Genomic DNA, 19,531 nt, shown 5'->3' with positions numbered 1-19,531 from the left:
GCTTACGCGACGGCCACGCCCACCTTGGCCCCGGCAGCGACGATTTCCCCCCATGTCGCATCGTCCAGCCAGATGCCGTCGCGCTCGCGCGCCACGCGCGCAGCGCGCTCTGGCTCGCCGGCGATCTGCACATGGTCGAAACCCGCGCCCGGCGGGCTCTGGCGCAGCCAGTCGACGAAGGCCGTCGCTTCCTGCGCGAAGCTGGCCTGGGTTCCCAGTTTGGCGGGATCGATCAGGATGGTCAGCATGCCGTTGAGCACCGTGCGGGCGGTGTCGGCCGGCCGGTGCCAGGTCCCTCCACCGGTGAGTGCGCCGCCAAGCAGTTCGCAGGCCATCGCCATGCCATAGCCCTTGTGTTCGCCGAAAGTCATGAGTGCCCCGAACAGGCCGTGGGCTTGCGGCACCACCACCACGCCGGGGTCGTTGGTCGGCGCGCCGCGCTCGTCGATCAGGTAGCCGTCGGGCACCCGTTCGCCCTTGTTATGGGCGACCCGCATCTTGCCCTGGGCGACCCGGCTGGTTGCGAAGTCGAGCAGAAAGGGCTCGGCCCCCGCCAGCGGGATGCCGATGCAGCACGGGTTGGTGCCGAAGCGTCCGTCGCCGCCGCCCCACGGCGCCACCACGGGCCGCGACAGCACATTGACGAAGTGCATCGAGACCAGGCCTTCGGCTGTCGCCATTTCGGCGAAATGCCCGATGCGGCCCAGGTGGTGGGCCGCCGACAGCGTGAAGATGCAGCTGCCGTGCTGCTTCGCCCGCGCAATGCCGAGCGCCATCGCCTGGACGCCGACGATCTGGCCGTAGCCATGCTGGCCGTCGAGCGCGAGCATGGTGCCGATGTCTGTATTGACCTTGACCGCGGCGTTCGGCTTCAGCCCGCCTTCGGCCACCGCATCGACATAGCGCGGCAGCATGCCCACCCCGTGCGAATCGTGGCCGCTCAGGTTGGCCAGCACGAGGTTGGCGGCGACCTGCTGCGCCTCGGCCGGCGCGCTGCCGGCGGCTTCGAGGATGCGGGCGACGGTGGTTTGCAGCCCGTCGGCCGGCAGTGTTCTGGACATGGATCAGACTCCCTTCGCGTTCAGTGTGATGGCATAGAGCGACGTCGTCGCGCAGATGAAAAGCCGGTTGCGCTTGGGCCCGCCGAAGCAGACATTGGCCACGCGCTCGGGAAGCAGGATCTTGCCGAGCAGCGTGCCGTCCGGATGGTAGGCGTGCACGCCGTCCATTGCGCTGGTCCAGATGCGACCCTCGGTGTCGAGGCGGAAGCCATCGAACAAGCCGTTGGTGCATTCGGCGAACACCTCGCCGCCGCTCAGGCTTCGGTCATTGCCGGCGACCTTGAAGCGGCGAATGTGCCGCGGTCCGTCCGCCGCGTGGCTGGCGCCGGTGTCGGCGATGTAGAGCAGCGATTCGTCGGGCGAGAACGCGAGCCCGTTGGGCTTCACGAAATCGTCGGCCATGCGTTCGACCTCGCCGTTTGCCGGGTCGATGCGGTAGACATGGCAGGCGCCGATCTCGCTGTCGGCGCGCAGGCCCTCGTAGTCCGAGAGGATGCCGTAGCTCGGGTCGGTGAACCACACGCCGCCGTCCGAATGCACCACCACGTCGTTGGGCGAGTTGAGGCGCTTGCCTTGCCAGTGCGAGGCCAGCACGGTGATCGATCCGTCGTGCTCGGTGCGCGTCACGCGCCGCGTCAGGTGCTCGCAGCTCACGAGCCGGCCTTCGCGGTCGACCGTGTGGCCGTTCGTGTTGTTGGACGGTTCGCGGAACACGCTGACGGTGCCGTTGCGCTCGTCGAGGCGCAGCATGCGGTTGTTCGGAATGTCCGACCACACCAGCGTGCGGTGCGCGCCGAACCATGCGGGGCCTTCGCACCAGCGCGCGCCGGTCCACAGCCGCTCGACGCGCTCGGGGCCGGGGATGCAGGTGTTGAAGCGCGGATCCAGCCGTTCGAAGCCGGTGCCGTCCAGGAAGCCGAAGGGGAGGGTGGCCATGGTGCTTTTTCCTGCAACTACATCACGGCGCCGACCTGCCATGGCACGAACTCGTTCTGTCCGTAGCCGTGCTGCTCGCTTTTCGACTGCGCGCCCGAGGCGGTGGCGAGCACCATCTCGAAGATGCGCTGCCCCATCTCTGCAACCGAGGCCGTGCCGTCGACGATCTCGCCGCAGTTGATGTCCATGTCTTCTTCCTGCCGCCGCCACAGCGCCGAGTTGGTCGCGAGCTTGAGCGAGGGGGCGGGCGCGCAGCCATACGCCGACCCGCGTCCGGTGGTGAAGCAGATCAGGTTCGCGCCGCCGGCCACCTGGCCCGTGGCGCTCACCGGGTCGTAGCCGGGCGTGTCCATGTAGACGAATCCGTGCGCCGTGACGGGTTCGGCGTATTCATACACCGCCTCGAGGTTGCTGGTGCCGCCCTTGGCGACCGCGCCCAGCGACTTCTCGAGGATGGTGGTGAGCCCGCCGGCCTTGTTGCCGGGCGAAGGGTTGTTGTTCATCTCGCCTTCGTTGATTTCGGTGTAGTGCTCCCACCACTTGATGCGGTCGACCAGCTTCTGGCCCACTTCGCGCTTCACCGCGCGGCGCGTCAGCAGATGCTCGGCGCCGTAGACCTCGGGCGTTTCGCTCAGGATGGCCGTGCCGCCATGCGCCACCAGCAGGTCCACCGCCGCGCCCAGCGCCGGGTTGGCGCTGATGCCGGAGTAGCCGTCGGAGCCGCCGCACTGCAGTCCGATGGTGATGTGCGATGCGCTGCAGGGCTCGCGCTTCACCGCGTTGGCGCGCGGCAGCATCTCGTTGACGAGCGCCACGCCTTTCTCGACCGTCTTGCGCGTGCCGCCCGTGTCCTGGATGTTGAACACCCGGAAGTTCTCGCCCTCGGCCAGATTGCCGGTCGCGAGCCAGGCGTTGATCTGGTTGGCCTCGCAGCCCAGCCCCACCACCAGCACCGCCGCGAAGTTGGCGTGCGTGGCATAGCCCGTGAGCGTGCGCTCGAGGATCTGCATGCCCATGCCCTCGGTGTCCATGCCGCAGCCGGTGCCGTGGGTCAGCGCGATCACGCCGTCGACGTTCGGGAACGCCGCGAGCGCCTGCGGATGGGTCTTGCGCGAGAAGTGATCGGCAATCGCGCGCGCGGCCGTGGCCGAGCAGTTCACGCTCGTGAGCACGCCGATGTAGTTGCGCGTGGCCACGCGGCCATCGGCGCGCCGGATGCCCATGAAGGTGGCCTCGCGCTTCGCGGGTACCGGCTTCACGTCGGCGCCGAAGGCGTAGTCGCGTTCGAAGTCGCCCTTGTCGGGCCCCATGTCGAGGTTCTGCGTGTGCACGTGCTCGCCGGCAGCGATGGGCTTGCTCGCGAAACCGATGATCTGGTTGTAGCGCCGCACCGGCTCGCCCTGGGCGATGGCGCGCATCGCGATCTTGTGGCCCGGCGGGATCAGGCCGCGCACGGCCACGTTCTCGACGACGGTGCCGCCGAGCAGCTGGGAGCGCGCGATGACGACGTCGTCGGCGGGGTGGAGTCGGATGCAGGGGTTCATGGTGGGGATCTCTGCTGGCGTTTTTCAGGAGGCTTTCGCGCGGCGCCAGCTCGTGCTGAATCTCTGGTGGAACTTGTCCATGTGCTGGTGCATGGCATCGCGCGCCGCTGCGGGGTCGCGCGCGGCGACGGCCTCGAGGATGGCTTCGTGCTCGTTGATGGCCGCCTGCCAGGAGTCCATGGTCTCGAAGTAGTCGATCATCCGGGCGAAGATCGGACCGTGCCGCGACTCCCAGAAGCCCTGCACGGTCTCGGTCAGCACCACGTTGTCGCAGGCGTTGACGATGGCCAGATGAAAGGCGCGGTCGCCTTCGTGCGGCACCTCGTTGCGTGCGGCCAGCTCCTGCATCATCCGGATCGCGCGGCGCATCGCGTCCACGTCGCGGCGCTTGCCGTGCTGCGCGGCGATGGCGGCGGTCTCGCCTTCGACGATCCTGCGGGCCCGGATGATTTCCAGCGGGCCCCATTCGGTTCCGGCCATCGGCGTGCTGGTGCGGTGCGAGCGGTCCAGCACGTACACGCCCGAGCCGGTGCGGATCTCGACCCAGCCCTCGACCTCGAGCGCGATCAGCGCCTCGCGCACCGAGGGCCGGCTCACGCCCAGTTGCCTGGCCAGGTCGCGCTCGGCCGGAATCCGGGCGCCCGCATCGAATTCGCCCTTGGTGATCAGCCCGCGGAGCTGGTCGGCAATCTGGCGGTAGAGGCGTTGGGGTTCGACGGTCTGGAGCGGCACGAGGACGGAGGCGTTAAGGGTTGTCCTGAATTGGACAAGTGGTAAGGCCAATTCAGAATACGATGCATCGCCCGCATCACCCATCGGGCCAAACCCGAATCGCCGGCGAACCCCCCGCTACAGGCGGCGTCATGAAATTGCAGGAGACACCATGAGACTGAAGGGAAAGACCGCGCTCGTCACCGCAGCCGGCCAGGGCATCGGTTACGCAAGCGCCATCGCGCTCGCCGCGGAAGGCGCCCGGGTCTGGGCGACCGACGTCAACGAGAAGCTGCTCGAGCGCTATGCCGGCGTCGCGAACGTCACGGCCATGAAGCTCGACGTGCTCGACAAGGCCGCCATCGGCGCGCTGGTCGCGCAGCTGCCCACGCTCGACGTGCTCTTCAACTGCGCAGGCGTGGTGCACAACGGCACCCTCGAGCAGGCCAGCGACGACGACCTCGACTTTGCCTTCCGGCTCAACGTGCGCGCGCAGATGTGGACCATCCAGGCCGTGCTGCCCGGCATGCTGGCGGCGGGGCGCGGCAGCATCATCAACATGGCGAGCGTGTGCTCGAGCATGAAGGGCCTGCCCAACCGCTTCGTCTACGGCACCACCAAGGCCGCGGTGCTCGGGCTCACCAAGAGCGTGGCGGCCGACTACGTGGCCCGCGGCATCCGCTGCAATGCCGTGTGCCCGGGCACGGTCGACACGCCTTCGCTCGGCGACCGCATCAACGCCAACGCAGACCCCGACGAGGCCCGCAAGGCCTTCATTGCGCGCCAGCCGATGGGCCGGCTCGCGCAGGCCGAGGAGATCGCGCCCGTGGTGGTGTTCCTGGCGAGCGACGAATCGATATTCGCCACTGGCCAGTACTTCACGGTCGACGGCGGCATCACCATATGAACCAGCTCGACTTCGCAGGCCGGCACGCGGTGGTCACCGGCGGCGCCACCGGCCTCGGCTTCGGTATCGCGCAGCGGCTGGTGGCTTCGGGCGGCAGCGTCACGCTGTGGGACCGCGACGAGGCCGCGGCCGCGCAAGCCGCCCGGTCGCTCGGCGACAAGGCCTTTGCGCTGAAGGTCGATGTGTCGCAGCAGCCCTCGGTCGCCAGGGCCGTTGCCGCCACGCTGGCGCGGCTGCCGCGCATCGACGCGCTGGTCAACAGCGCCGGCATCACCGGCCCCAACGTCAAGCTGTGGGACTACCCGGTGGACGACTGGCGCCAGGTGATGGAAGTCAACATCAACGGCGTGTTCCTCTGCTGCCGCGAGGTGGTGGCGCAGATGCGCAAACAGGGCTACGGCCGCATCGTCAATATCGCCTCCGTCGCTGGCAAGGAGGGCAACCCGAACGCCAGCGCCTACAGCGCGAGCAAGGCGGCCGTCATCGGCCTGACCAAGTCGCTGGGCAAGGAACTGGCCGACACCGGCATCCGCGTCAACTGCGTGACGCCCGCGGCGGTGAAGACCGCCATCTTCGACCAGATGACGCCCGAGCACATCGCCTTCATGCTCTCGAAGATCCCGATGGGCCGCTTCGGCACGGTGGAGGAGGTGGCCGCGATGGTCGGCTGGCTCTGCACCGAAGACTGTTCTTTTTCCACCGGCGCGGTCTTCGACCTCTCCGGTGGCCGCTCCACTTATTGATTCAATGCACTGAAAGGAAAGCATGAAACTCGTCCGCTACGGCAACCCCGGCAAGGAAAAACCCGGCCTCATCGACGACAGCGGCAAGCTGCGCGACCTGAGCGCGATCGTCGAGGACATCGGTCCCGACCAGCTCGGCGATGCCGCCATCGCCAAGCTGCGCAAGGTGAAGCTTGACAAGCTGCCGCTGGTCAAGGGCAAGCCCCGCTTCGGCAGCCCGGTGGCCAACGTCGGCAAGTTCATTGCCATCGGCCTCAACTACGCGGACCACGCGGCCGAGTCCGGCCTGCCGGTGCCCAAGGAACCGGTCGTGTTCACCAAGGCCACGAGCTGCATCCAGGGCCCGAACGACCCGGTGATGCTGCCCAAGGGCTCGGTCAAGACCGACTGGGAAGTCGAGCTCGGCGTGGTGATCGGCACGCGCGCACGCTATGTCTCGCAGAAGAGCGCGCTCGATTACGTGGCCGGCTACTGCACCATCAACGACGTCAGCGAGCGCGAATACCAGATCGAGCGCGGCGGCACCTGGGACAAGGGCAAGGGTTGCGACACCTTCGGCCCGCTCGGCCCCTGGCTGGTGACGCGCGACGAGATCGAAAACCCGCAGAAGCTCTCGATGTGGCTCGACCTCAACGGCCAGCGCGTGCAGACCGGCAGCACCAAGACCATGATCTTCAGCGTGGCCAAGATCGTGAGCTACGTGAGCCAGTTCATGACCCTGCTGCCCGGCGACGTGATCACCACCGGCACGCCGCCCGGCGTCGGCATGGGCATGAAGCCGCCGCTCTTCCTCAAGAAGGGCGACGTGATGACGCTGGGCATCGAAGGCCTGGGCGAGCAGCGCCAGGAAGTGATCCCCTTCAAGCTCTGAAGGCCGCCGTCTGCGATCATCCGGCGGATGAAGACGCCGCCGGACCATCGCTCGCAGGTCTTTGGATCGCCCTGGGCGGGGGTCCACGGCACCGTGATGGAGAGTGCCCGCCACTACGGCCGGCACTGGCATGCCACCTACGGCGTCGGCCTGCTCGACCACGGCGCCCAAAGCTCGGCCAGCGGCCGCGGCAAGGTCGATGCCTATGCGGGCGACCTGATCACCACCAACCCCGGCGAAGTGCATGACGGGCGCCCGCTCGGCGGCCCTTCGCGCCGCTGGCGCATGGTGTACTTCGACCCCGGCGTGATGGCCGCAATGATGGACGGCGCCGCCTCCGACGTGGCGTTGACGCGCCCCGTCATCCAGGACGCGGGGCTCGGCGACACGCTGCGTCGCCTGTTCACCCGCCTCGACGACTGGCGTGCCGCACCGGACGCGCGCCGCATCGAGGCACTCGCATGCGAAGAATCGCTGGCCGAGGTCTGCGGCCTGCTGCGCGACAACCACTCCACCGCCGCGCCATCGCGCGAAGCCGCCGCCGACGTGAAGCGGGTGCGCGAACGCCTCGCCGACGAACTGCTCGCCCCACCCACGCTCGCCGAACTCGCGGCGATGACCGGCCTCAGCACCTACCAGGTGCTGCGCCGCTTCGAGAAAGCCTACGGCGTGCCGCCGCACGCGTGGCTCGTGCTGCAGCGCGCCGAACGCGCGCGCCATCTCATTCGCAACGGGGCCGACCTGGCGCAGGCCGCGGCGGCGAGCGGCTTTTCCGACCAGAGCCACATGACGCGCATCTTCGCGCGCCAGTTCGGCTTCACGCCCGGTGCCTGGCAGCGGGCGCTGCGCCTGCCGCCATAGCGCTTCCTCGCTTCCTTTCAGCGCAACACGCGGATCAACTCGTCGTACACCAGCCGCACGCGCGCCGGCACCGGCGCGCGCTGCGAGCGGTAGACGTAGATCGGCCACGCCTCGGGCGCCTCGGCTTCCAGCACGGGCACCAGTGCGCCGGATGCCAGCCAGGGTTCGACCAGCGGCGCGATGAGTTGCCCGAAGCCCAGTCCCGCGAGCACGGCCGCGCATTCGGCGTCGAAGTCATCGGTGACGAAGGCGGGTGAGGGCACCGGGAGCTGCCGCGACTTGCTGAAGACCCAGGGCCAGGGCCGCCGCGACTTGCGGTTGATGAGCGAGGTGAGCGGCATCGCTGCCAGCGCGTCGAGGTTCTTCGGCACGCCCGTGCGCGCAATGAGCGCCGGCGCGGCCACCACATGCAGCGGCATCTTGCCCACCGGCCGGGCGACGAAGCGCGAATCGCGCAGCGGGCCGACGCGCACGCCGATGTCGATCTGCTGGTCGACCACGTCGGTGTGCTCTTCCGCCACGCGCAGGTCCAGCGTGAGGCCGGGATGCGCGGCCAGCATCGGCGCCAGCGCCTGCGGGATGAAGCGCCGCCCGAAGATGCCCGGCGCGGTGACCCGCACGGTGCCGGCGTGCTGCGAGAGCGCGCGGCGGTCGGTGCGGTGAAAGAGTTCGTCGACGCCGCTCACGGCCGGGCGCGCGCGCTCGGCCAGCTGCCGGCCGAAGTCGGTGAGCTGCACGCCGCGCGTGCTGCGGTGGAACAGCGGCTCGCCCAGATCCTCCTCCAGCTCGCGCACCGCGCGCGTCACCACCTGGGCCGACACCGACAGCTTGACCGCTGCATCACGGAAGTTGGCGGCACCGGCGGCGGTGCAGAACACGCGCAGGGCTTCGAAGCGATTGGACAAGGCGCTGCCTTTCAAGAGGATGAGTATTCCTGATTGGCGAATTCTGAAGTCGCCAGAGTTTCATTTACGGGAACGAGTGGATTTTCCACACTGCATGCACTTCTTCAACGCATCCCGAAAGGAATTTCCCCATGACATCCGTTCAAGACAACATCAAGGGCAAGGTCGCCATCGTCACCGGCGCGAGCAGCGGGCTCGGCGAATCCACGGCGCGCCACCTGGCCGCGCGCGGCGCGAAGGTGGTGCTCGCGGCACGCCGCACCGACCGGCTCGACAAGGTCGTCGCCGAAATCCGCGAGGCCGGTGGCGAGGCGATTGCCGTGGCCACCGACGTGGCCAGGCGCGCCGATCTCGACAAGCTCGCGGCCGCGACGGTCGAAGCCTTCGGACGCATCGACGTGCTGGTCAACAACGCAGGCGTGATGCCGCTGTCGCCGCTCGAGAAGCTCAAGGTCGACGAGTGGGACCGCACCATCGACGTCAACATCAAGGGCGTGCTCTACGGCATTGCCGCCGTGCTGCCGCGCATGCAGGCGCAGGGCAGCGGGCACATCGTCAACGTTGCGTCCATCGCGGGGCTGAAGGTGTTCACGCCCATCGGCACGGTCTACAGCGCGACCAAGCATGCGGTGCGCGCCATCTCCGAGGGCTTGCGCGTGGAAGTGGGCAACAGCGGCGTGCGCGTGACCATCGTGTCGCCCGGTGCGGTCGACTCGGAGCTGAAGCTCGGCAGCAGCGACGCCGAGAGCGCGGCCGGCGTGAAGGCGTTCTACGACGCCAACCAGATCCCCGCGGATTCGGTGGCGCGCGCCGTGGTCTACGCCGTGGAGCAGCCCGCGAACGTGGACATCAACGAAGTGGTGTTGCGGCCCGTCTCGCAGGAGTTCTGACCCGGAGGGGGCCAGCGGCGGCCCCCGTTCCGCATCAATTAACCTTCATAAACTGAAGGGCATTGGAGGCCAAAGGTGCAAAGCTCCCTCAAAATAGAACGACCGTTCGTTTTATTCGGAGCTTCACGATGCCTGTCAATGCCGTTCCCGCCAAGCCGGCCCGCGCCGCCCAGAAGGGCCAGCAGACCAAGGCCGTGATCGTCGACGCCGCGCTGGCGCTGGCTGCGCAGATCGGGCTCGAGGGCCTGTCGATCGGCGCCGTGGCCGAGATCACCAAGATGAGCAAGTCGGGCGTCTTCGCCCACTTCGGCTCGCGCGAGGAACTGCAGATCTCCGTGGTGCGCGAGTATCACGCACGTTTCGAGCAGGAAGTATTCTTTCCTGCCCTCAAGGCGCCACGCGGCCTGCCGCGCCTGCGCGCCATGTTCGCCAACTGGATGAAGCGCACCTCGACCGAGATCGACTCGGGCTGCATCTACATCAGCGGCGCTTCCGAATTCGACGACCGTCCCGGCCCGGTGCGCGACGCGCTGGTCGAGTCGGTGAGCATCTGGCAGGCGGCCGTGCTGCGCGCCATCGTGCAATCGCAGACCGAAGGCCATCTGCGGGCCGATGCCGACGAGCGCCAGGTCGCGTTCGAAATCCACGGCCTGATCCTCGCGCTGCACTACGAAGCCCGCTTCCTGCAGGTGCCCGGCTCCATCGGCCGCGCCAACGTCGGTTTCGACAACATCCTTGCGCGCAGCGCCACGCCCCATGCCCCGGCGGCCGAAGCCGCTGCTGCGGCGCCGGCAGGCCGACGCCTCAAGCCCGTGCGCTGAGCGCGCGGCCCCGTTTTCGTTTTTTCCCCTTTTTCTTTCTTTTTATCTAGCTTCGACCAGGAGAGTTCCGGATGCCTACCTACAACCCACCCGTGCGTGACATGCAGTTCGTGCTGCACGAAGTGCTCAACGTCGCCGAAGAACTCAAGGCGCTGCCGGCCCATGCCGAGACCGATGCCGACACCATCAATGCGGTGATCGAAGAGGCCGGCAAGTTCGCCGCCGAAGTGACCTTCCCGCTCAACATCAGCGGCGACGAAGAGGGCTGCAAGCTCGACAAGACGACGCACGAGGTCAAGACGCCCAAGGGCTTCAAGGACGCCTACGCCAAGTACATCGAGGGCGGCTGGCCCGCGCTGTCGTGCGACCCGGCCTTCGGCGGCCAGGGCCTGCCCTTCGTGGTGAACCAGTGCCTGTTCGAGATGCTCAACAGCGCGAACCAGGCCTGGACCATGTACCCCGGCCTCTCGCACGGCGCGTACGAAGCGCTGGCGGCCCACGGCACCGACGAGCAGAAGAAGACCTACCTGCCCAAGCTCACGAGCGGCGAATGGACCGGCACCATGTGCCTGACCGAGCCCCATTGCGGCACCGACCTGGGCCTGCTGCGCACCAAGGCCGAACCGCAGGCCGACGGCACCTACCGCATTACCGGCAGCAAGATCTTCATCTCGGCCGGCGAGCACGACATGACGGACAACATCATTCACCTGGTGCTGGCCCGCCTGCCCGATGCGCCGAAGGGCAGCAAGGGCATCAGCCTGTTCGTGGTGCCGAAGTTCAAGGTCAAGGCCGACGGCTCGCTCGGCGAGCGCAATCCGATCTTCTGCGCCGGCCTCGAGCACAAGATGGGCATCCACGGCAACGCCACCGCACAGATCGTGATCGAAGGCGCCACCGGCACGCTGGTGGGCGAACCCAACAAGGGCCTGGCCGCGATGTTCGTGATGATGAACGCCGCTCGCCTCGGCGTGGGCAACCAGTCGCTCGGCCTGACCGAAGTGGCCTATCAGAACGCACTGGCCTACGCGAAAGACCGCGTGCAGATGCGCTCGCTCTCGGGCGTGAAGGCCAAGGACAAGGAAGCCGACCCGATCATCGTGCACCCCGACGTGCGCAAGATGCTGCTCACCGCCAAGGCGTACGCCGAAGGCGGCCGCGCGCTGCAGATCTTCTGCACGCTGCTGCTCGACAAGGAACACAACCACCCCGACGAGAAGGTCCGCAAGGACTCGGGCGAACTGGTTGCGCTGCTGACCCCCATCGTCAAGGCCTTCATCACCGACAACGGCCACATCGCGACCAATGCCTGCATGCAGGTGTTCGGCGGCCATGGCTTCATCAAGGAATGGGGCATGGAGCAGTTCGTGCGCGACAACCGCATCAACATGATCTACGAGGGCACCAACACGATCCAGTCGCTGGACCTGCTGGGCCGCAAGGTGCTGGGCAACAACGGCGCGTCGCTCAAGAAGTTCGGCAAGCTCGTGGCCAGGCTGGTGGAAGAAGAAGGCGTGAACGAGAAGATGGCCGAGTTCATCAACCCGATCGCGATGCTGGGCGACCAACTCACCAAGTTCACGACCGAGATCGGCTTCAAGGGCTTCCAGAACCCTGACGAAGTGGGCGCCGCCGCGGTGGACTACCTCCGCGTGGCCGGCCACTTCGTGTTCGGCTACCTGTTCGCCCGCATGGCCCAGGTGGCGCTGCGCGAGATCGCGGCCGGCAACACCGACCCGTTCTACGTCGCCAAGCTGCAGACCGCGCGCTTCTATTTCGCCAAGCTGTTCCCCGAAACCGCGACGCTGATGCGCACCGCGCGCGCCGGCAGCAAGGTGTTGATGGACACCGACGCCGCGCTGGCATAAAGCCACTGTCTTTTTTCATCGTCCAACCTGGAGCCGCTCATGAAATCGACGCTTGCAGCCATCGTCCTCGTCGCCACCTCCGTCACGGCCATGGCCCAAGGCTCAACCCTCACCCCGGTGGGGCTGTGGCGCAACGTCGACGACAAGAGCGGCGAGGTCAAGGCCGAGATTCGCATCGGCGAGGCGAACGGCGCGCTGCTCGGGCGCATCGAGAAGTCGTTGAAGAAGGGCACCCTGCCCGACGCGGTCTGCGAAGAATGCAGCGACGACCGCAAGGGCAAGCCCATCACGGGCCTCGACATCATCCGCGGCGGCAAGAAGGCCGAGAGCAAGGACGTCTGGGAAGGCGGAAAGATCCTCGACCCCGAAAACGGCAAGGAATACCGCGCGAGCTTCACGCCCATTGACGGCGGCAAGAAGCTCGAAGTGCGCGGCTACCTGGGCCCCTTCTGGCGCACCCAGACCTGGAATCGTGTCCAGTAGACCGCCGCGTTTTCAATCCAAGAAATACCAATCAACATGTCCCGATTTCAAGTGAAGAAGGTCGCCGTGCTCGGCGCCGGCGTGATGGGTGCGCAGATTGCGGCCCACCTCGTCAACGTGCGCGTGCCTGTCGTGCTGTTCGACCTGGCCGCCAAGGAAGGCCCGAAGAACGGCATCGTCACGCGCGCCATCGACAACCTCAAGAAGCTCAAGCCCGCGCCGCTCGGCGACGTAGCCGACGCGGGCCTGATCGAGCAGGCCAACTACGACGACGACCTCGCGAAGCTCGGAGAGTGCGACCTCGTCATCGAAGCCATTGCAGAGCGCATGGACTGGAAACTCGATCTCTACAGGAAGATCGCACCGCACGTCGCCAAGCATTCGATCCTGGCCTCGAACACCTCGGGCCTGTCGATCACCAAGCTCAGCGAGGCCCTGCCCGAAGCACTGAAGCCGCGTTTCTGCGGCATTCATTTCTTCAACCCGCCGCGCTACATGTTCCTGGTGGAGCTGATCAACACGCCCACCACGCAACCGCAGGTGCTCGACGACCTCGAGGCCTTCGTCACCAGCACGCTCGGCAAGGGCGTGGTGCGTGCGCACGACACACCGAACTTCATCGCCAACCGCGTCGGCATCGCCGGCATGCTGGCCACGCTGAAGGAAGTCGAGAAGTTCGGGCTCACGCCCGACGTGGTGGACGACCTCACCGGCAAGAAGCTGGGCCGCGCGAGCTCGGGCACCTTCCGCACCGCCGACGTGGTGGGCCTCGACACGATGGCCCATGTCGTGAAGACGCTGCAGGACAACCTCAACGCCGAGACCGATCCGTTCTACGCCAACTTCGCGACGCCGCCGGTGCTCGCCAAGCTGCTCGAACTCGGCAACCTCGGCCAGAAGACCAAGGCAGGCTTCTTCAAGAAGGTCGGCCGCGACATCCTGCGCTTCGACCTGAAGAGCGGCGACTACGTGCCCGCCGGCGCCAAGGCCGACGAGGTGTACGGCCGCATGCTCAAGAAGCCCGCGGGCGAGCGCCTGAAGCTCTTGCGCGAGAGCGAAGGGCCGCAGGGCCAGTTCCTCTGGGCCGTCCTGCGCGACGGTTTCCACTATGCCGCGGTGCACCTGGCCGACATCGCCGAGAGCGCGCGCGACATCGACTTCGCGATGCGCTGGGGCTTCGGCATGAAGCAGGGCCCGTTCGAGCTCTGGCAGGAAGCCGGCTGGGCGCAGGTCGCCAAGTGGATCCAGGAAGACATCGACGCCGGCAAGGCGCTGAGCACGGTGCCGCTGCCCAAGTGGGTGTTCGAAGGCGCCGTGGCCAAGGCCGGCGGCGTGCATACGCCGGAAGGCTCGTGGAGCGCGTCGCAAGGCCAGTTCGTTCCGCAGCGCAAGCTGCCGGTGCATGACCGCCAGCTGTTCCCCGAGAGCGTGCTCGGCGCGAACGCGGCCGACGCCAACACCGCGGGCACGACGATCAGCGATGAAGGCGACGTGCGCGTGTGGACGCTCGACAAGGAAGGATTCGAAGGCGTGCTGATCGCGAGCATCCATTCGAAGATGCACGCCATCAGCCCCGACGTGGCCGAAGCGCTGGGCGCCGCGGTCGACCTGGCCGAGGCCGAATACAAGGGCCTGGTGATCTGGTCGCCCGACGAGATGTTCTCGGTCGGCGCCGACCTGCAGGCGATGCTGCCGGCCTTCGTGGTCGCGGGCATCGGCGCGGTCGAGGGCGCGGAGGAAGAGCTGCAGAACGTGATGCTCAAGATCCGCTACGCGAGCGTGCCGGTGGTCTCCGCCGTGCGCGGCATGGCACTGGGCGGCGGCTGCGAGCTGGCCGTGTATTCGGCCAAGCGGGTGGCGGCGATGGAAAGCTACATCGGCCTGGTCGAAGTCGGCGTGGGGCTGATCCCCGGCGCGGGTGGCCTGACCTACATCGCACGCCGCGCTGCGGAGAACGCAGCGGCTTCGACGGGCACCGATCTGCTTCCGTTCCTGACCGAAGGTTTTACCGCCGCGGCGATGGCCAAGGTCGGCACCGGCGCGCTCGATTCGAAGAAGCTCGGCTACCTGCTCGACAGCGACGTGATCGTGCCGAACAAGGACGAGCTGCTCTACGTGGCGCTGCAACAGGCCAAGGCGATGGCCGACGCCGGCTACCGCGCACCGCTGCGCCGCACCTTCCGCGTGGCGGGCCGCAGCGGCGCCGCGACGATCAAGGGCCAGCTGGTGAATATGCGCGACGGCGGCTTCATCAGCGCGCACGACTTCCACATCGCGAGCCTGATCGCGAACGTGGTGACCGGCGGCGACGTGGACGCGGGCTCGCTCGTGACCGAGGAATACCTGATGACGCTGGAGCGCAAGGCGTTCTGCTCGCTGATCGTGCATCCGAAGACGCAGGAGCGGATCATGGGGATGCTGAGCACGGGGAAGCCGGTGCGCAACTGACCTGGCAAGGACCATGAGCGAAGACCTCGACACGTCCGGTCCCCTCTCCCGCTCGCGGGAGAGGGTTAGGGTGAGGGCACGCAGCCTTCGAGAAACCCCGACCGACGCCGAGTCCCTGCTCTGGTATCACCTGCGAGATCGCCGCCTCAGTAATTACAAGTTCCGTCGCCAACGTCCCATCGGCCCGTACTTCGCAGACTTCGCATGCCTTGAAGCGAAGTTGATCGTCGAACTGGACGGTGGGCAGCATGTGGAAGCTGCCGCGTACGACGAGAACCGCTCCCGCTTCATGGAAGCTCAGGGCTATCGCGTGCTCCGGTTCTGGAACAACGAAGTGCTGACGCAGACGGATGCGGTTCGCGAACGGATCCTGCAGGCGCTGCAGGAAGACAACCCTCACCCCAACCCTCTCCCGCAAGCGGGAGAGGGGGCAAGACAAGACACCAGGAATCTCAAGCCATGAAACAAGTCCAAGACGCCTACATCGTCTCCGCCACCCGCACCCCCATCGGCAAGTCCCACCGCGGCTATTTCCGCAACTACCGCCCCGACGACCTGCTCGCGACCACGTTGAAGGCCGCGCTGGCTGCCGTGCCCGGTCTAGACCCCAAGGCCATCGAAGACATCATCTGCGGCTGCGCGATTCCCGAATCGCAGCAGGGCCTGAACGTCGCGCGCATCGGCGCGGTGCTGGCCGGCCTGCCGACCAGCATCGGCGGCATCACCGTCAACCGCTTCTGCGCTTCGGGCCTCTCCGCCGTGCAGATGGCCGCCGACCGCATCCGCGTCGGCGAGGCCGACGTGATGATCGCGGCCGGTGTCGAAAGCATGAGCATGGTGCCGATGATGGGCAACTCGCCCTCGCTGTCGCCCTCGATCTTCGAGCGCGAAGGCGACGTGGGCATCGCCTACGGCATGGGCCTCACGGCCGAGAAGGTCGCGCAGCAGTGGAAGGTGAGCCGCGAGGCGCAGGACGCGTTCGCGCTCGCCTCGCACCAGAAGGCACTGGCCGCGCAGCAGGCCGGCAAGTTCGCCGACGAGATCACGCCCATCGAAGTGACAGACCGCACGCCGAACCTCGAGACCGGCGAGTCGATCGCGAAGACCCGCACCGTGAACCTCGACGAAGGCGCGCGCCCCGACACCAGCCTCGAAGGCCTCGCCAAGCTGCGCACCGTGTTCGCCGCGCGCGGCACCGTGACGGCCGGCAACAGCTCGCAGACCTCGGACGGCGCAGGCGCGCTGATCCTCGCGAGCGAGAAGGCGGTCAAGCAGTACGGCCTCACGCCGCTCGCGCGCTTCGTGAGCTTCGCGAGCAAGGGCGTGCCGCCGCACATCATGGGCATCGGTCCGATCGAAGCCATTCCGGCCGCGCTGCGCTATGCGGGGCTCAAGCACGAGGACATCGACTGGTTCGAGCTCAACGAAGCCTTCGCCGCGCAATCGCTCGCGGTGATCAACACGCTGGGGCTCGATCCGTCGAAGGTCAATCCGATGGGCGGCGCGATTGCGCTGGGCCATCCGCTCGGCGCCACCGGCGCGATCCGCGCGGCCACTGTGGTGCACGCGCTGCGCCGCGAGAACCTGAAATACGGCATGGTCACGATGTGCGTGGGCATGGGCCAAGGGGCCGCCGGGATTTTCGAAAGGGTTTGAGCCAACCCCCAGGCTTCGCGCACTTCGTGTCGCTTCGCCAACCCCGTTGCAGGGGGCGACACCTGCGGCCCGGCAAAGCCGGTTCCGCGGTGTCTCGCGAAGGGGCTGTCACTGTATCGAGGAGACGGGCATGCAACAGAAGGTTCTGCAAGTCGACGGCGACATGCAACTGGCGGTGCGCCGCTACGAGCCCGCCGGCGCGCCGCGCGCCAGCATCGTGATCGGCGGTGCGATGGGCGTGCGCCAGTCGTTCTACGAACCCTTCGCGCAGTGGCTGGCCCAGCAGGGCCTGCGCGTCTGGACCTTCGACTACCGCGGCTCGGGCGACTCGCGCGGCGATGCACCGCTGCGCGGCTTCAAGGCCGACCTGTTCGATTGGGCGCGCGACTATGAAGCGGTCATCGACGCGGCCAAGGCCGAACTTCCGGACGGCCCGCTCTATCTCCTGGGCCACAGCCTCGGCGCCCAACTGCCGGGCTTCCTGCAACGCCCCGAGCAGGTCGACGGCCTCGTCAGCATTGCGGCCGGCAGCGGCTATTGGCGGGAGAACGCGCCAAAGCTCAAGCGCAGCATCCTCTATTTCTGGTTCGTGCTCGTGCCGCTGGTCACGCGGCTGTGCGGCTACTTTCCGGGCCGCCGGCTCAAGAAGGTCGGCGACCTGCCGCGCGGCGTGATCCTGCAATGGCGGCGCTGGTGCCTGAACCCGCGCTACAGCCTCGGCGCCGAAGGCGAGCTGGCCGTGCGCAGCTACGGGCGCGTGCGCTTTCCGGTGCTCGCGCTGTCGATCACCGACGACGAACTCATGACCTTGGCCGGCACCGAGAGCCTCGTGAGCTTCTACGCGGGCGCGCCGAGCGCGGTGGAGCGCATCGCGCCGGCCGACGTGCAGGCGCGGCGCATCGGCCACTTCGGTTTCTTCCGCGAACAATTCAGCCAGAGCCTGTGGCCGAGCACGGTCGACAAGCTGCACCGGCTGGCCGCGCTTACTGCGGTGCAGCAAGCCAACGTCCCGCACACGACTGCGTGAGGCCATCCACCGGAGGCACACTGCCGATCACCATGAGCAGCACGCAACACCCCTTCGACAAAGCCCTGGCACTGCACCACAGCGACATCCGCGTGGGGCACTTCACCGGCATGACCAGCCCCGACTACTGGAACATGGTCGGCCCGTTCGGCGGCACGACCGCGGCCCTTGCGCTGCAGTCGGTGATGCAGCATCCCGACGTGCTCGGCACGCCGATCGCGTTGACCGTCAACTACGCGGCCGCGCTCGAAGCCGGCGCCTTCGACATCCAGGCCACGGCCGTGCGCACCAACCGCTCGACGCAACATTGGACGGTGCAGATCACGCAGGCCGGCCCCAGCGGCGCGCCGAACATGACGACCACGGCCACCGTGTTGACGGCCACGCGCCGCGACACCTGGGGCGAGAGCGACATGCCGATGCCCGAGGCGCCGAAGCCCGAGACGGTCGATCGCATGAGCATCGGCCCGTCCGGCGTGGCCTGGATCCAGCAGTACGAGATGCGTCCGTTCAGCGGTGGCATTCCCCCGAAGTGGGACCACAGCCTGCAGCACAGCGAAACCCGGATCTGGCTGCGCGACGCGCAGGCGCGGCCGCTCGACTTCGCCTCGCTCGCCGCGATGAGCGACATGTTCTATCCGCGCGTCTGGCTGCGCCGCGCCAAGCACGTGCCGGCGGGCACGGTGTCGATCACCACCTACTTCCATGCCGGGCCGGCGCAGCTGGCCGAGGTCGGCACGGGCTACCTGCTGGGCCGTGCGGCGGGGCAGCAGTTCTTCAACGGCTTCTTCGACCAGGCAGCGCATCTGTGGAGCGAGAAGGGCGTACTGCTCGCCACCTCGAACCAGATCGTCTACTACAAGGAATGAACATGACCGCCTTGCAGAAAGCCGCACTCATCGTCGGTGCCGGCGACGCCACTGGCGGCGCCATTGCCCGCCGCTTCGCACGCGAGGGCTATGCCACCTGCGTCACGCGGCGCAGCCTCGACAAGCTGCAGCCGCTGGTCGCGCAGATCGAGGCCGATGGCGGCCGCGCCCATGCCTTTGCCTGCGATGCGCGCAAGGAAGAGGAAGTGGTCGCGCTCGTCGAGCAGATCGAATCGACCATCGGCCCGATCGAGGTGATGGTGTTCAACATCGGCGCCAACGTGCCCGAGAGCATCCTGACCGAGACCGCGCGCAAGTACTTCAAGGTGTGGGAGATGGCCTGTTTCTCGGGCTTTCTCAACGGGCGCGAAGTGGCCAGGCGGATGGTGGCGCGCGAGCTGCCGAAGGGCGGGCATCGCGGCACGATCATCTTCACCGGTGCGACGGCTTCGCTGCGCGGCGCGGCCAGCTTCGGCGCCTTCTCGGGCGCGAAGATGGCACTGCGCGCATTGGCCCAATCGATGGCGCGCGAGCTCGGGCCGCAGGGCATCCACGTGGCGCATGTGGTGGTCGACGGCGCGATCGACACCGAGTTCATCCGCAGCAATTTTCCAGAGCGCTATGCACTGAAGGAGAGCGACGGGATCCTGAACCCCGAGCACATCGCGGACAGCTATTGGATGCTGCATTCGCAGCCGCGCGATGCCTGGACGCACGAGCTCGACTTGCGTCCCTGGTCCGAGAAATTCTGAAATGAAGCCTTGTGTTGTGTGTGACGTTCGCTGTTCAGGGCGCGCTCACGCCGACGGTGTGCTCTGCTCCGCGAATGTCCCCCGGCGCGGCCTAGGGCCGCGGGCCTCCTCCTTTATTTCGCTGCGCAGAGCACACCATCGGCGTGATCGCTCAGCGCAGCGGTTGATCGGCCAGCAC

Annotated in this window: 19 protein-coding genes; 14 read left to right on the top strand and 5 right to left on the bottom strand. The window is 67.4% G+C overall.

Translation table 11 applies throughout. The features are described from left to right. Positions 1-2: 2 nt before the first annotated feature. The 4 genes from AC1DXX_RS17530 to AC1DXX_RS17515 are packed head-to-tail and all read right to left on the bottom strand — an operon-like array spanning position 3 to position 4,273. Positions 3-1,061: a malate/lactate/ureidoglycolate dehydrogenase gene (locus AC1DXX_RS17530; RefSeq protein ID WP_478135481.1), complete on the bottom strand. Its 1,059-nt coding sequence runs from the start codon at positions 1,059-1,061 to the stop codon at positions 3-5. A gap of 3 nt (positions 1,062-1,064) precedes the next feature. Then, a complete protein-coding gene (locus AC1DXX_RS17525; protein ID WP_478135480.1) occupies positions 1,065-1,997 on the bottom strand; it encodes an SMP-30/gluconolactonase/LRE family protein in 933 nt (310 codons plus the stop codon). A gap of 17 nt (positions 1,998-2,014) precedes the next feature. Further along, positions 2,015-3,541 (bottom strand): UxaA family hydrolase, encoded by a 1,527-nt coding sequence (locus AC1DXX_RS17520; protein ID WP_478135479.1) that lies wholly within the window; start codon positions 3,539-3,541, stop codon positions 2,015-2,017. A 24-nt stretch (positions 3,542-3,565) separates the two neighbouring features. Further along, positions 3,566-4,273: a FadR/GntR family transcriptional regulator gene (locus tag AC1DXX_RS17515; protein WP_478135478.1), complete on the bottom strand. Its 708-nt coding sequence runs from the start codon at positions 4,271-4,273 to the stop codon at positions 3,566-3,568. A gap of 151 nt (positions 4,274-4,424) precedes the next feature. Here AC1DXX_RS17515 and AC1DXX_RS17510 point away from each other — a divergent pair, with 151 nt between their 5' ends. From AC1DXX_RS17510 to AC1DXX_RS17495, 4 genes are read left to right on the top strand one after another with little or no spacing between them, the layout of a single operon-like run. Then, a complete protein-coding gene (locus AC1DXX_RS17510) occupies positions 4,425-5,159 on the top strand; it encodes an SDR family oxidoreductase (RefSeq protein WP_478135477.1) in 735 nt (244 codons plus the stop codon). Next, positions 5,156-5,902 carry an SDR family NAD(P)-dependent oxidoreductase gene (locus AC1DXX_RS17505; protein WP_478135476.1) on the top strand — a complete coding sequence of 249 codons (747 nt, stop codon included), beginning with the start codon at positions 5,156-5,158 and terminating at the stop codon, positions 5,900-5,902. The genes AC1DXX_RS17510 and AC1DXX_RS17505 overlap by 4 nt, the downstream gene beginning before the upstream one ends. Positions 5,903-5,924: 22 nt before the next feature. Continuing rightward, complete coding sequence (locus AC1DXX_RS17500) at positions 5,925-6,773, top strand: fumarylacetoacetate hydrolase family protein (protein ID WP_478135475.1); 849 nt, start codon at positions 5,925-5,927, stop codon at positions 6,771-6,773. A gap of 27 nt (positions 6,774-6,800) precedes the next feature. Continuing rightward, positions 6,801-7,634, top strand: coding sequence for a helix-turn-helix domain-containing protein (locus AC1DXX_RS17495; protein WP_478135474.1), 834 nt, complete (start codon positions 6,801-6,803; stop codon positions 7,632-7,634). Positions 7,635-7,651: 17 nt separating this feature from the next. On the opposite strand, the gene AC1DXX_RS17490 is transcribed toward AC1DXX_RS17495, so the two are convergent. Continuing rightward, positions 7,652-8,539: a LysR substrate-binding domain-containing protein gene (locus AC1DXX_RS17490; RefSeq protein WP_478135473.1), complete on the bottom strand. Its 888-nt coding sequence runs from the start codon at positions 8,537-8,539 to the stop codon at positions 7,652-7,654. Positions 8,540-8,670: 131 nt separating this feature from the next. On the opposite strand from AC1DXX_RS17490, the gene AC1DXX_RS17485 reads away from it, so the two are divergent. The 10 genes from AC1DXX_RS17485 (at position 8,671) to AC1DXX_RS17440 (ending at position 19,353) form a co-directional block, all read left to right on the top strand. Continuing rightward, positions 8,671-9,429: an SDR family oxidoreductase gene (locus AC1DXX_RS17485; RefSeq protein WP_478135472.1), complete on the top strand. Its 759-nt coding sequence runs from the start codon at positions 8,671-8,673 to the stop codon at positions 9,427-9,429. 128 nt (positions 9,430-9,557) lie between these two features. Next, the gene (locus AC1DXX_RS17480; protein WP_478135471.1) at positions 9,558-10,250 is read left to right on the top strand and encodes a TetR/AcrR family transcriptional regulator; all 693 of its coding nucleotides are present in this window, start codon (positions 9,558-9,560) and stop codon (positions 10,248-10,250) included. 71 nt (positions 10,251-10,321) lie between these two features. Then, the gene (locus AC1DXX_RS17475; protein ID WP_478135470.1) at positions 10,322-12,118 is read left to right on the top strand and encodes an acyl-CoA dehydrogenase C-terminal domain-containing protein; all 1,797 of its coding nucleotides are present in this window, start codon (positions 10,322-10,324) and stop codon (positions 12,116-12,118) included. Between the two features lie 39 nt (positions 12,119-12,157). Beyond that, the gene (locus tag AC1DXX_RS17470) at positions 12,158-12,601 is read left to right on the top strand and encodes a DUF2147 domain-containing protein (protein WP_478135469.1); all 444 of its coding nucleotides are present in this window, start codon (positions 12,158-12,160) and stop codon (positions 12,599-12,601) included. A 36-nt stretch (positions 12,602-12,637) separates the two neighbouring features. Then, complete coding sequence (locus AC1DXX_RS17465; RefSeq protein WP_478135468.1) at positions 12,638-15,049, top strand: 3-hydroxyacyl-CoA dehydrogenase/enoyl-CoA hydratase family protein; 2,412 nt, start codon at positions 12,638-12,640, stop codon at positions 15,047-15,049. Positions 15,050-15,062: 13 nt separating this feature from the next. Next, a complete protein-coding gene (locus AC1DXX_RS17460; protein WP_478135467.1) occupies positions 15,063-15,512 on the top strand; it encodes an endonuclease domain-containing protein in 450 nt (149 codons plus the stop codon). Beyond that, positions 15,509-16,705 carry an acetyl-CoA C-acyltransferase gene (locus tag AC1DXX_RS17455; RefSeq protein ID WP_478135466.1) on the top strand — a complete coding sequence of 399 codons (1,197 nt, stop codon included), beginning with the start codon at positions 15,509-15,511 and terminating at the stop codon, positions 16,703-16,705. Before AC1DXX_RS17460 ends, AC1DXX_RS17455 begins: the two co-directional genes overlap by 4 nt. Before the next feature lie 130 nt (positions 16,706-16,835). Beyond that, the gene (locus tag AC1DXX_RS17450; protein WP_478135465.1) at positions 16,836-17,732 is read left to right on the top strand and encodes an alpha/beta hydrolase family protein; all 897 of its coding nucleotides are present in this window, start codon (positions 16,836-16,838) and stop codon (positions 17,730-17,732) included. Between the two features lie 32 nt (positions 17,733-17,764). Beyond that, positions 17,765-18,601 (top strand): acyl-CoA thioesterase, encoded by an 837-nt coding sequence (locus tag AC1DXX_RS17445; protein WP_478135464.1) that lies wholly within the window; start codon positions 17,765-17,767, stop codon positions 18,599-18,601. A 2-nt stretch (positions 18,602-18,603) separates the two neighbouring features. Beyond that, positions 18,604-19,353: an SDR family oxidoreductase gene (locus tag AC1DXX_RS17440; protein ID WP_478135463.1), complete on the top strand. Its 750-nt coding sequence runs from the start codon at positions 18,604-18,606 to the stop codon at positions 19,351-19,353. Positions 19,354-19,531 lie beyond the last annotated feature (178 nt).

This window comes from Variovorax sp. P4_B10 (assembly GCF_056402375.1).
Note: the sequence above shows the minus strand (reverse complement) of the source record. Positions and strands in the feature narration are given on the sequence as shown.